This window comes from Oceanicaulis sp. UBA6590, assembly GCF_002433705.1.
Taxonomy (GTDB): Bacteria; Pseudomonadota; Alphaproteobacteria; order Caulobacterales; family Maricaulaceae; genus Oceanicaulis.
In genome coordinates, this window is the sequence record NZ_DJIQ01000034.1 from 29,546 (window position 1) to 40,975 (window position 11,430).

An 11,430-nucleotide genomic window follows, 5' to 3' on the forward strand; every position below is an offset into this window, starting at 1 on the left:
CCCTCCCCGAGCGTCTGAGTACTGTTTTCACAGCCGCTTCAGAGACATGGGGAAAGCCCCAATGACCGGCGGCTTTTGCTTTAATAGCCAAAAGCCTAGTCATGGTTTTCAGGGGGATGCAACAGTAAAGAGAATTGCTGCAGTGCAGCTATATTCTCGGATCAGTTCATGGGCCGGATATCGGATCCCAGAAGATCAAGCCGTTCGATCTGTCCCGGCTCCACCACTTCGGCAAGCGCGGTCAGAAGGAATTCACGGGTCGCCTCGCGATCGATCTCACCCGCGTCATCCATGTGGAACGGATGGCGGTGGGCCGAGCGGACCATCACATCAACCATGAAGTGAAGACGCTCGATGAACCGCGTTTCGCTAACGCCACGGGCCAGGCAGATCCGAGGCGTTACAAAGGCATAGCCATACAAATACTGATGAGTCTCGACCGGAACCACAATGGATGGAACGTCCACGTTGCGCGGGCAGGTCTCGTCCTCGCCGAATTCCGCCATCAGGGCCTGGGTGGCCTCTTCAACAGAGTTGTAGAGCGGCAGATCTGTGGATGCGACTGCGCCCGGACCGGTGGAGCCTCCCCCACCTCCGCCGCCACCGCCGCCTCCTCCGCCACCACCCGCAAGAGCGGGCGTGGTCAGGGCGAGCGAAGCGCTGAGTGCGTATGCGAAAATCCGAATCATGACTCCTCCCTACAGGAGAAGCCTCAAAAATGCGTAAATCCAAAAGACGAGGGCGTCAGAATACGGTCTCGCGCCGTCACCACCACGCCGCCTGTGGAGACATCCTCGGACAGAACGCGTCCGAGACGGGATACGGGCACGCCAAGCTCTTGTGAAGCCTCTATAAACTCCTGAACACGGTCTTCCGGAACCGTCAGGAGGAGCTCGTAATCATCCCCCGCCGAGGCCAGTTTCAGGAGCGCTTCGTCATGATCCGTCTGGGCGTGCACCCAGGCCTCCGCAGCTCTGGAGCGCGGCATTTTGTCCAGATCCAGCTCCAGCATCACGCCTGAAGCCTGCGCCACATGGCCGGCATCCGACAGCAAGCCGTCTGAAATATCGATTGCGGCGGTCGCGAAGGCCCGCACGACAGACGTCAGCGCGCAGCGAGGGTCGGGAAGCGTGAACCGGCGGGAAAGATAGGACGCATCATTCGGGTTGGGCGCATAGGCGCCCTGGCGCGCCCACAGCCCCAGACCGGCGTCGCCTATCGCGCCGGTGACCAGCACCGCTTCGCCGGGCCTGGCGCCGCCGCGTCTCACAGCGCGCCCCTTGGGGACCACGCCGAAAGCGGTGATCGAGATCATCCAGGGGCCTGGCGCAGCGGTCGTATCCCCGCCGGCGAGATGAAGGCCGTATTCGGCCTGGTCCAGCGCCAGCCCGTCAGCAAAACCCGCCATGCGGGACTCACGGCCCTCTTCCGGCCAGACGATACAGGCCAGATAGGCATAGGGGTCCGCACCCATGGCGGCGAGGTCGGAAAGATTGACGCGCAAGGCCTTGCGCGCGGCCAGGGCCGGGTCTTCATCGTGGGGAAAGTGACGCCCCTCGATCAGGGTATCCGCCGTGATCGCCCACTCGCAGCCTTCGGGCGGCGACAGCACAGCGCCGTCATCGGCGAGCCCTGCAGCGCCCGGCAGGCCAGCGCTGAGCGGGGCAAGGCGCGACTGGATATACTCGAACTCGCCCTGCCCGCTCATCGGATCAGGCGTCACGCACCTGCTTGGCGAGCGCATCCAGCGTCGCATTCACGAAACCGGGCTCTGAATCCTCAAAGAAGGCGTGCGCCACATCGACATATTCGTTGATGACGACGGCGGGCGGGACATCCTTGCGTGCAATGAGCTCATACCCGCCAGCCCGCAGAATGGCGCGCACGGTGGCGTCCAGACGCGATAATTTCCAGCCTTCCTTCAGGACGCCGCCAATGCGCTTGTCCACATCGGCCTGAATGGAGACGATGCCGGTCACGAGATCCTCGAAGAAATCCTCATCGGTTTCCACGTAATCGCCCGGCTCATCTTCATAGCCAAAGCGGTGATCGCGGAATTCCTTGACCACGGCCTTCGCGCCCGAGCCCGAGGTCTCCATCTGATAAAGCGCCTGTACTGCGCTCAGCCGCGCGGAACGGCGCAGACGGGCCCGACGATCCGTGGCGGCTTCCTGGCTGGGATCAGACATCAGGCCGCCCCGAACTTGCGCTTGAGATCAAGCAGCGCCAGCGCGGCATTGGCCGCGTCACCGCCCTTGTTCTTCTCGTCCACATTGGCGCGAACACGGGCCTGCTTGATGTTCTCCACGGTCAGGATGCCATTGCCGACGGGCACGCCCTTCAGGGTCAGGTCCATCAGACCACGCGCGGACTCACCGCAAACATAATCGAAATGACTGGTCTCGCCGCGGATCACGCAACCAAGCGCCACATAGGCGTCATAGGGGGACTTGCCCTGCTCGGCGAGTGCAATCACCGCCGGAATTTCAAGTGCGCCCGGCACTTCCACGACCTCGGCGTTCACGCCAGCGCTTTCACACGCGCCCTTGGCGCCGGCGACCAGCTGCTCGGTGATGTCTTCGTAAAAGGGCGCTGCAATCAGCAGCACACGGGTCTCAGCGCTCACTCGCGCCTCCTTCAATCAAATTCGCGTTGCTCGACGACTTCGAGGCCGTAGCCGTCCAGCCCCACAATGTTTTGCGGCGTGGTGGACAAGAGGATCATCTTGCGCACGCCCAGATCCAGCAATATTTGAGCGCCCAGCCCGTATTCCCGCAAGCGGCGTTCTTCACGCGTATCGGGCGGATCGGACGGCGCCGCGCCAAAGCGCTCGGTGATCGCGGCGCGATTGGTTTCGCGAATGAACACCATGGCGGCCGGGCCGTCATGCTCGGACAGCGCTTTCACGCCCTTATCCACCAGACCCGTCCGTCCGCCAAGCGCGCCCAGCACGTCATCGGCGAAGCTGACCTTGTGCATGCGCACCAGCGCCGGCGCATCGGCGGTGATTTCACCTTTATGCAGAGCCACATGCTCCACATTGTCCACAAGCGAGCGGAATACGGTCAGCTTGAAGGGGCCGCCTGCCCCGGTTGTGACTTCGGTATCCAGACGACGCTCGACAAAGCGGTCATGCTGGCGTCGATAGGCGATCAGATCGGCGATCGCGCCGATCTTCATATTGTGTTCCTTGGCGAACTCGATGAGATCAGGCAGACGGGCCATCGTCCCGTCATCCTTCATGATCTCACAGATAACACCCGCCGGATTCACGCCCGCAAGACGGGCTATGTCCACCGCCGCTTCCGTATGACCCGCGCGCACCAGCACGCCGCCATCACGGGCGACCAGCGGGAAGACATGGCCCGGCGACACCACATCTTCAGAACCCTTGGAGGGGTCGATGGCGGTGGCGACGGTCAGGGCGCGGTCATGGGCGGAAATGCCGGTGGAGATGCCTTCGCGCGCCTCGATCGACACGGTGAAATTGGTGGAGTGGCGCGACTGGTTGCGCTGGCTCATGAAGGGCAGCTGCAGGGTCTTGGCGCGATCCTGGGTCATGGACAGACAGATCAGCCCCCGACCATAACGAGCCATGAAGTTGATGACGTCCGGCGTCGCGAACTGGGCGGGAATGATCAGATCGCCTTCATTCTCGCGGTCCTCGGCGTCCACCAGGATGAACATCCGGCCGTTGCGGGCTTCCTCGATGATCTCTTCCACCGGGGAGAGCGCGGATTGGGGGGCGGGTTCGCTCACGACTGGACCTCATTGTTCAGGGGCGCGACGTCTCGCGCCTGCATCAGACGGGCGGCGTAGCGCGCCATCACGTCGACCTCAAGGTTTACCCGCGCTCCGGCCTGCAAAGCTCCCAGAGTTGTGACTTCGGCGGTGTGCGGGATGATCATCAGTTCGAATTCGTCGCCCTCGACCCGGTTCACGGTCAGCGAGACGCCATCCACCGCGATCGAGCCCTTGTAGGCGATGAAAGGGCTCAGATCGGTCGGAGCCTCCACGATGAAGCGGATCCAGCCGTCCTCATCGGTCCGCGCCGTCACACGCCCCACCCCATCCACATGACCCTGAACGATGTGACCGCCCAGCTCGTCGCCGACTTTCAGAGCCCGTTCGAGATTGACGCCGTCACCGGCTTTCCAGCTTCCGAGCGTCGTCTTGGAGAGGGTTTCGGGGGAGACGTCGAGATCATACTCCGCGCCCATTTGAGTCTTGCGACACGCCACAACGGTCAGGCAGACGCCGGCATGCGCAATGGATGCGCCAAGCGCGATCGTGTCCGCATCATAGGGGCTGGAGACGGTCATGCGGCGCACATCGCCGTCCTTGATAGACACGATCCGCCCCAGGGCGGAGACGAGGCCGGTGAACATCGGGATCATCCCTTCTGGTAGGTTTCCCAGAGATCTGCGCCACAGGCGCGAACTTCCATGCGCTTGAATGTGGGCGCGAGAGACAGTTCCTCAAGGCCAAGCCCTGCAATGCAGGCGCGGCCCTCCGCCCCGATAAGCCTGGGCGCGCGGAACCATTCGATCCGGGTGACGCAGTCAGAACGGATGGCGGCCCCGGCGATCTCTCCGCCGGCTTCGATCATGACGCTCCCGACGCCCCTCGCCGCCAGGCTCTGCATGACAGCCGAAAAAGAAACGCGCCCCCCATCATCCGCCTCTGTCTCGAAGAGCTCGACATTTTCAAGGTCGGACCGGGCCCCTCCGGTATGGAAGACCCAGACCGGTTCACCGGTCAGAATCTCGGCGTAGGCCGGCAGTCGCAGCTGGCTGTCGAGAACGATGCGTTGGGGCTGGCGGTCCGCCAGGACGCCATCCGGACGCGCGGTCATCTGCGGGTCATCGGCCAGCACCGTGCCGATACCCGTCAGGATGGCGTCATGGCTGGCGCGCATGCGGTGCACCTCGGCGCGCGCCTCAGGACCTGTAATCCATTGAGACTGACCGTTCGCCAGCGCGATGCGGCCATCAAGACTGGTGGCGAGTTTGAGCGTGACCTGCATCGGGGCGGATGCCGTCATTGCTCTCCGTCCAGCTCGTCCTCATGGCCGAGTTTTTCGCCCTTGATGAACTCGGAGAAGTCGTCGACTTCCTGAAAGTCCTTGTAGACCGAGGCGTAGCGGACATAGGCGACCGTATCGAGATTACGCAAGCCGTCCATGACGAGCTCGCCAATGACGCTGGCGGGGACATCCGGATCGCCGCGGCTTTCAAGACGCCGGACAATGCCGGAGATCATCTGCTCCACACGCTCACGCTCGATGGCGCGCTTCTGGCTCGCCAGAAGAACGGACCGGGCCAGCTTGTCGCGATCAAATCCCTCGCGTTTGCCGTCCGACTTGATGACATGCAGATCCCGCAGCTGCACCCGTTCAAACGTTGTGAACCGCCCGCCGCAGGCCGGACAATGCCGACGGCGACGGATCGCCTGGCTGTCTTCAGCCGGGCGGGAATCCTTCACCTGGGAATCAGGGTTCGAGCAAAAGGGACACCGCATGGATGAAGCCTAGCCGAGAGCCGGATAGATGGGGAAGCGTTCACACAGGGCGATCACTTCATCACGGACGCGCGCTTCAACCGCCGCATCGCCGCCATCCTTGTTGGCGGCCAGCGCATCAAGCACTTCAGCCATCATCTCACCCACGCGACGGAACTCGTCCGCGCCAAAGCCGCGGGTCGTCCCGGCCGGCGCGCCCACACGCAGGCCAGAGGTGACGGTCGGCTTTTCAGGGTCAAACGGCACACCGTTCTTGTTGCAGGTCATGTGCGCACGCTCGAGCGCGGCTTCGGAAATGTCGCCCGTCAGCTGTTTGGGACGCAGATCGACCAGCGCCAGATGGCTGTCCGTGCCGCCGGAGACAATGTCATAGCCTGCGTCCGACAATGCGCCGGCCATGGCGCGGCAGTTCTCGATGACGGATGCGGCATAGGCCTTGAACTCGGGACGCAGCGCTTCTCCAAAGGCGACGGCCTTCGCGGCGATGACGTGCATCAGCGGACCGCCCTGCAGACCCGGGAAGACAGCGGAGTTGAACTTCTTGCCGAGATCCGCATCGCGGCTGATGATCATGCCGCCGCGCGGACCGCGCAGGGTCTTGTGTGTGGTGGTGGTGCAGACATCAGCCAACGGCACCGGGTTCGGATATGCGCCGCCCGCCACGAGACCGGCGAAGTGCGCCATGTCCACCAGGAGATAGGCGCCAACCTCATCCGCGATGTCCCGGAAGGCCTGGAAGTCGATCTCGCGCGGATAGGCGGAGCCGCCCGCAATGATCATCTGCGGCTGAAGCTCCTTGGCCTGCTCGCGCAGCTTGTCATAGTCGATCAGCGCATTGTCCTCGCGCACCCCATAGGCATGGGCTTCAAACCATTTGCCCGACATGTTCGGACGAGCGCCATGGGTCAGGTGACCGCCGGCAGACAGGTCGAGGCCGAGGATCTTGTCGCCGGGCTTGAGCAGCGCCAGGAACACGGCCTGGTTGGCCTGGCTGCCGGAATTGGGCTGAACATTGGCATAGGCTGCGCCGAACAGTTTCTTGGCGCGGTCAATGGCGAGCTCCTCGGCGATATCCACAAATTCGCAGCCGCCGTAATACCGGCGTCCGGGATACCCTTCGGCGTATTTGTTGGTCAGCGGAGAACCCTGCGCCTCCAGCACGGCGCGCGAGACGATGTTTTCCGACGCGATCAGTTCGATCTGGGTCTGCTGACGGTGGATTTCCTTGCTGATCGCGGAGGCCAGCTGCGGATCCGCATCGGCCAGCGATTGAGAAAAGAAAGAGGTGTGTTGGGCGGTAGATTGCGCGTCAGCCATCTCGCACTCCGTATAGAGGACTTTGCTAGCTACATACGGCCCGCCGCCAGCCCGGACAAGGCGCTAGAACGCGTTTAATCCACACACTTGCATCAGCAATCTATACGGTGAATGGATTGCAACCCAAAAAGCGCCACAAATGCTGCAGATTTTTTTATCTCAATACTTGTACAGCGAATATGCGTTGATTAAACACAGTACATCTCATTTTCAGACGCACACGCTATAAAGTTGCGCAAGGATCAGAATATGACTGAAGAGACACTGCTGCCCGTCGACAATGAAGAACTGATGCGCATGACCACCGACATCGTCGCATCTTTTCTCACGCACAATTCTGTGCCGGCGGAAAGCGTTCCGGACATGATCAAGTCGGTTTACGCCACCATGAAAGAAATTTCCGGCGAGCCGTCCAAGCCCGAGCCCAAGGCCAAGCCGGCGGTTCCGGTGTCCCGTTCCGTCAGCGACGATTACATCGTCTGCCTGGAAGACGGCAAGAAACTGAAAATGCTCAAGCGCTATCTGCGCTCGCAATACGACATGTCCCCGGAAGACTATCGTCGCAAATGGGGTCTGCCGGCTGACTATCCGATGGTGGCGCCGAACTATTCCAAGCGTCGCTCGGAATTCGCCAAGGAAATCGGTCTGGGCCGCGGCGCGCGCAAGAAATAAGCGCGACGACGCCCTGGACTAAACAATCACGCCCCGGCCGCCAGGCCGGGGCGTTTTTGATTCTTCATGATGCCCGTCCTGAGTCAGGCGACGGATCAGCTTGCGCGCCGCCAGGCGTTGCAAGTCAGACTGGGCCGTATGAACCGGGCCGAAAACCACGACTTCCGTGCCGGTGGCGACGTCCACAGCCGCCACACGCACAGAATCGCCAATAGTGACGAACTCAAAGATGAACTCACGATCCTGGGATGGATCGCCCGCCATTATGCGACCTTCAGGCCCACATGCTTGGCGTAGACGGTTTTCACCGCCTCAAGTAGTTCATCCATCATCTCATCATCATGCAGCGGGGTCGGCGTCAGGCGCATCCGCTCGGTGCCCTTGGGCACGGTGGGATAGTTGATCGGCTGCACATAGATGCCGTGAACGTCCAGCAGCTCGTCGGTCATGCGCTTGCACAGAACCGGATCGCCCACATGCACGGGCACGATATGCGTGATGGAATCCAGCACCGGAATGCCTGCCTCACGGAAACGCGCCTTCAGGGTCGCCGCGCGCTCCTGATGCTGCTCGCGCAGCTGATAGGCACTCTTGAGGTACTCGACGCTGGCGCGTGCGCCCGCAGCCAGAGCCGGGGCCAGTGAGGTGGTGAAGATGAAGCCCGGCGCCCAGGAGCGGATCGCATCAACGATCACTTCGTCAGCCGCGATATAACCGCCCATCACGCCAAACGCCTTGCCCAGCGTGCCTTCGATGATGTCAAAGCGCTCCAGCAGGCCTTCGCGCTCGGCGACGCCCGCGCCGCGCAGGCCGTAAAGCCCCACCGCGTGCACTTCATCCAGATAGGTCAGCGCATTGTACTTGTCGGCGAGATCACAGACCTCTTCGAGCGGGCCGATATCGCCATCCATGGAATAGACGGATTCAAGCGCGATCAGCTTGGGCGCGTCTTTCGGGGCCGCTTTCAGCAGCTCTTCGAGATGGGCCACGTCATTGTGACGCCAGACATGCTTCTCGCATTTGGCGCCTTTGACGCCTTCGATCATCGAGGCGTGGTTCAGCTCGTCCGAGAAGATGATCAGCCCCGGCAGGATCTTGCCCAGGGTCGCCAGCGTCGCCTGATTGGCGATGTAGCCGGAGGTGAAGAGAAGCGCGCTTTCCTTCTGATGAAGGTCCGCCAGACTGGCTTCCAGCTCCACGTGATAATGGGTCGTGCCGGAGATGTTTCGAGTGCCGCCCGCCCCGGCGCCGACATCGTCGATCGCCTGTTTCATGGCGCCGGTCACACACGGGCTCTGGCCCATGCCGAGATAGTCATTGGAGCACCACACCACCACGTCGCGGGTATCGCCGTCATCCGTGCGCAGACGGGCGCGCGGGAACTGGCCCTTAACCCGACGCAGATTGGCGAAAACACGGTAACGGCCTTCTGCGCGGACACGGGCGACGGAGGCTTTGAAAGCGCTGCGGTAATCCATTTCACTTGCACTGGCGCCCAAGGCGCGAGCGGCTCTCCCTAGAGGTCAGCATGTCATCTGCACAATGACATATGATTCTGAACTTGTCCTAGCAGCGGTCAGGGACCAAAGGTCGCATTCAGCTCTTGACAACGCTTCTCAAATTCAGCGTCCGAACGACTTACTTCATGTCTCCGGACAGCCATTTGATAACGCCCGAAAAGTCCATGGCGGCTCCGCCCTCTTCGACGAAGGCGTCATAGATGGTTTGCGCCTTCTCGCCCATGGGCGTGTTCACACCGGCCGATTTCGATGTCTGCATGGCAAGGTTTAAGTCTTTGAGCATCATCGGCGCAGCGAAGCCCGGCACGTAATCGCGGTTGGACGGCGCGGTCGGAACAGGGCCCGGAACCGGACAGTAACTGGTCAAGGACCAGTTCTGGCCGGACGCCTTGGAGGCGATGTCAAAGAAGTTCTGCGGATCAAGGCCCAGCTTGATGGCGAGGTTCATCGCCTCGCACGTGCCGATCATGTGGATGCCCAGAAGCATGTTGTTGCAGATCTTGGCGGCCTGGCCAGCGCCAGCCTCGCCGGCGCGAATGACAGCCTTGCCCATGTTTTCAAGGATGGGTTCAGCCTTGGCGAAGGCCTCGACAGGACCGCCCACCATGAAGGTCAGCGTACCGCCTTCGGCCGCCGCAACGCCGCCGGACACAGGCGCATCCACAAAAGCGAAACCGGCTTCGGACGCCTTCTCGGCCACTGCGCGAGCGCTGTCCACATCGATGGTGGAGCAATCAATCAGCACCGCATCGGATTTGGCGAGCGAGAGCACGCCGCCATCATCCAGATAAACACCACGCACATGCTGACCGGCAGGCAGCATCGTGACGACCACATCAGCGTCGGTCACCGCTTCGCGCAGATCGGCGGCCGGCGTCGCGCCCTTCTTCTCCAGCAGCGCCACCGCGTCCTTGTTCAGATCATAGGCGCGCAGAGAATGGCCAGCCTTCAAGAGGTTCGCCGCCATGCCAGAGCCCATATTGCCGAGCCCAATGAATGCAATAACCGCCATGCGGTCCTCCCTTGTGTCTGAGGAGCGGGGGTTGGTCCGCCCTGCCCTGTTCCTAGTCGAGGAACGCCATTTCCTTGTCCGCAGCAAGCGGTTCGAAATAGGCGTCGACCTCGGCGTCCGATACCGGCGCTGACCAGTTCGGCGCATTGTCCTTGTCGATGATCACCGCGCGCACGCCTTCGTAGAAATCCGAACCTTCACGCAGGAAACGGCTGGAGACGCGCAGGTCCTGAACCATGACATCACGCAGGGACAGCTCAGCGCCCTTGCGCAGAGCCTTTAGCGTCACCTTCACGGCAGTCGGAGACTTGCTTGATAGAATTTTCAGAACGGCCTTGGACCAGGCGTCATCGGCCGCCTCGAGGCGGTTGAGAATGACGCTGACATCATCGCCTTCGAACGCGGCGTCGATCAGCGGCTGCACCACCCCCAGATCAGAATGTCCCGCATCGCCGGAGAAGCGCTCGATGATGGCGTCGACCTTCTCGCCTTCATCATCGAGCGTTTCGGTTTCAAGCGCCTCGATCAGCGCCTCGTAATTGTCGGTCGGCACATAATGAGTCGCGACGCCCGCTGCGATGCAGTCCGCCGTCTTCAGGCGTGCGCCTGTAAGGCCCATCCACACGCCAAGTTCGCCATTCAGGCGCGGCAGGAAATAGGCCCCGCCCACATCAGGGTGAAAGCCGATGCCGGTCTCGGGCATGGCGAACAGGGTGCGATCGCCCGCCACCCGGAACTCGCCATGGATCGACACGCCGACACCGCCGCCCATGGTGATGCCGTCAATCAGCGCCACATAGGGTTTGGGGTATTCCGCGATCAGGGTGTTGAGCTGGTACTCGTCGCGCCAGAAGGTCCAAGCCCGGTCGTCGCCCGCCTTGCCGCTTTCGGCCAGCATGCGGATATCGCCGCCCGCGCAGAAGCCCTTCTCACCGGCGCCGTCCACGACCACAGCCTTCACCGTCTTGTCGTCGGCCCAGCTTTGCAGCGCCTCGACCATGGCGGTGACCATCTCCTGATTGAGCGCATTGAGCGCCTTGGGCCGGTTCAGGGTGATGCGGCCCACCGAGCCGGCTTTGCGAACGATGACGTCTTCAGTCATGAGAGGTCCTCTCTGGACGGAATAGAGTTCAATGCCCCGCCCGGTCCGGCGGGGCCAATTGAAAAAGTTTCTAGCGCCTATAGAGCGTATCGGCCACGCGACCTAGCGCAGCACATCCTTGGCGATGATCACCCGCATGATCTCGTTGGTGCCTTCCAGGATCTGGTGGACGCGCAGATCGCGCACGATGCGCTCGAGCGGATAATCCTTCAGATAGCCGTAACCGCCATGGATCTGCAGCGCGTCATTGGCGATCTTGAAGCCCATATCGGTGGCGAAACGCTTGG

The 11,430-nt window shown here is 61.9% G+C and carries 14 protein-coding genes and 1 pseudogene; 1 reads left to right on the forward strand and 14 read right to left on the reverse strand.

Annotation, left to right across the window (positions count from 1 at the left end):
* Positions 1-161 precede the first annotated feature (161 nt).
* From B2Z70_RS07220 to glyA, 9 genes are read right to left on the reverse strand one after another with little or no spacing between them, the layout of a single operon-like run.
* Positions 162-689, reverse strand: a complete 528-nt coding sequence (locus B2Z70_RS07220; protein WP_292982148.1) for a hypothetical protein — start codon at positions 687-689, stop codon at positions 162-164.
* Positions 690-712: 23 nt separating this feature from the next.
* Positions 713-1,723 (reverse strand): thiamine-phosphate kinase, encoded by a 1,011-nt coding sequence (thiL, locus tag B2Z70_RS07225; protein WP_292982149.1) that lies wholly within the window; start codon positions 1,721-1,723, stop codon positions 713-715.
* Complete coding sequence (gene nusB / locus B2Z70_RS07230; RefSeq protein WP_292982150.1) at positions 1,713-2,189, reverse strand: transcription antitermination factor NusB; 477 nt, start codon at positions 2,187-2,189, stop codon at positions 1,713-1,715. Before nusB ends, thiL begins: the two co-directional genes overlap by 11 nt.
* On the reverse strand, positions 2,189-2,626 hold the full coding sequence (locus B2Z70_RS07235; RefSeq protein WP_292982151.1) for a 6,7-dimethyl-8-ribityllumazine synthase: 438 nt from the start codon (positions 2,624-2,626) through the stop codon (positions 2,189-2,191). Before B2Z70_RS07235 ends, nusB begins: the two co-directional genes overlap by 1 nt.
* An 11-nt stretch (positions 2,627-2,637) precedes the next feature.
* Positions 2,638-3,759 carry a 3,4-dihydroxy-2-butanone-4-phosphate synthase gene (gene ribB / locus B2Z70_RS07240; RefSeq protein ID WP_292982152.1) on the reverse strand — a complete coding sequence of 374 codons (1,122 nt, stop codon included), beginning with the start codon at positions 3,757-3,759 and terminating at the stop codon, positions 2,638-2,640.
* Positions 3,756-4,388 (reverse strand): riboflavin synthase, encoded by a 633-nt coding sequence (locus tag B2Z70_RS07245; protein ID WP_292982153.1) that lies wholly within the window; start codon positions 4,386-4,388, stop codon positions 3,756-3,758. Before B2Z70_RS07245 ends, ribB begins: the two co-directional genes overlap by 4 nt.
* 5 nt (positions 4,389-4,393) lie before the next feature.
* Positions 4,394-5,044, reverse strand: coding sequence for a RibD family protein (locus B2Z70_RS07250; RefSeq protein ID WP_292982154.1), 651 nt, complete (start codon positions 5,042-5,044; stop codon positions 4,394-4,396).
* On the reverse strand, positions 5,041-5,520 hold the full coding sequence (gene nrdR / locus B2Z70_RS07255) for a transcriptional regulator NrdR (protein ID WP_040612359.1): 480 nt from the start codon (positions 5,518-5,520) through the stop codon (positions 5,041-5,043). Before nrdR ends, B2Z70_RS07250 begins: the two co-directional genes overlap by 4 nt.
* Before the next feature lie 9 nt (positions 5,521-5,529).
* Positions 5,530-6,837 carry a serine hydroxymethyltransferase gene (gene glyA, locus B2Z70_RS07260; RefSeq protein WP_292982155.1) on the reverse strand — a complete coding sequence of 436 codons (1,308 nt, stop codon included), beginning with the start codon at positions 6,835-6,837 and terminating at the stop codon, positions 5,530-5,532.
* 249 nt (positions 6,838-7,086) lie between these two features.
* Here glyA and B2Z70_RS07265 point away from each other — a divergent pair, with 249 nt between their 5' ends.
* On the forward strand, positions 7,087-7,509 hold the full coding sequence (locus B2Z70_RS07265; RefSeq protein WP_292982156.1) for a Ros/MucR family transcriptional regulator: 423 nt from the start codon (positions 7,087-7,089) through the stop codon (positions 7,507-7,509).
* An 18-nt stretch (positions 7,510-7,527) separates the two neighbouring features.
* On the opposite strand, the gene B2Z70_RS07270 is transcribed toward B2Z70_RS07265, so the two are convergent.
* The 5 genes and pseudogenes from B2Z70_RS07270 to B2Z70_RS07290 all read right to left on the reverse strand — a co-directional run.
* Positions 7,528-7,773: a DUF6898 family protein gene (locus B2Z70_RS07270; RefSeq protein WP_292982157.1), complete on the reverse strand. Its 246-nt coding sequence runs from the start codon at positions 7,771-7,773 to the stop codon at positions 7,528-7,530.
* Entirely contained in the window at positions 7,773-8,987 is a 1,215-nt protein-coding gene (gene hemA / locus B2Z70_RS07275) for a 5-aminolevulinate synthase (protein WP_292982158.1), read from the reverse strand. Before hemA ends, B2Z70_RS07270 begins: the two co-directional genes overlap by 1 nt.
* Positions 8,988-9,147: 160 nt before the next feature.
* Positions 9,148-10,059, reverse strand: a pseudogene (gene mmsB / locus B2Z70_RS07280) (3-hydroxyisobutyrate dehydrogenase); the annotation flags it as partial.
* A gap of 34 nt (positions 10,060-10,093) precedes the next feature.
* On the reverse strand, positions 10,094-11,143 hold the full coding sequence (locus tag B2Z70_RS07285) for an enoyl-CoA hydratase/isomerase family protein (RefSeq protein WP_292982160.1): 1,050 nt from the start codon (positions 11,141-11,143) through the stop codon (positions 10,094-10,096).
* Positions 11,144-11,245: 102 nt separating this feature from the next.
* The coding region (locus B2Z70_RS07290; RefSeq protein ID WP_292982161.1) for an acyl-CoA dehydrogenase family protein at positions 11,246-11,430 on the reverse strand (185 nt) is incomplete at its 5' end.

Bases quoted from the DNA above. Each gene is read 5' to 3' on its own strand.
- nrdR (WP_040612359.1), bottom strand. From the start codon at position 5,520: ATGCGGTGTCCCTTTTGCTCGAACCCTGATTCCCAGGTGAAGGATTCC.
- B2Z70_RS07265 (WP_292982156.1), top strand. From the start codon at position 7,087: ATGACTGAAGAGACACTGCTGCCCGTCGACAATGAAGAACTGATGCGC.
- B2Z70_RS07250 (WP_292982154.1), bottom strand. From the start codon at position 5,044: ATGACGGCATCCGCCCCGATGCAGGTCACGCTCAAACTCGCCACCAGT.
- hemA (WP_292982158.1), bottom strand. From the start codon at position 8,987: ATGGATTACCGCAGCGCTTTCAAAGCCTCCGTCGCCCGTGTCCGCGCA.
- B2Z70_RS07270 (WP_292982157.1), bottom strand. From the start codon at position 7,773: ATGGCGGGCGATCCATCCCAGGATCGTGAGTTCATCTTTGAGTTCGTC.
- B2Z70_RS07245 (WP_292982153.1), bottom strand. From the start codon at position 4,388: ATGTTCACCGGCCTCGTCTCCGCCCTGGGGCGGATCGTGTCTATCAAG.
- nusB (WP_292982150.1), bottom strand. From the start codon at position 2,189: ATGTCTGATCCCAGCCAGGAAGCCGCCACGGATCGTCGGGCCCGTCTG.
- glyA (WP_292982155.1), bottom strand. From the start codon at position 6,837: ATGGCTGACGCGCAATCTACCGCCCAACACACCTCTTTCTTTTCTCAA.
- B2Z70_RS07285 (WP_292982160.1), bottom strand. From the start codon at position 11,143: ATGACTGAAGACGTCATCGTTCGCAAAGCCGGCTCGGTGGGCCGCATC.
- B2Z70_RS07220 (WP_292982148.1), bottom strand. From the start codon at position 689: ATGATTCGGATTTTCGCATACGCACTCAGCGCTTCGCTCGCCCTGACC.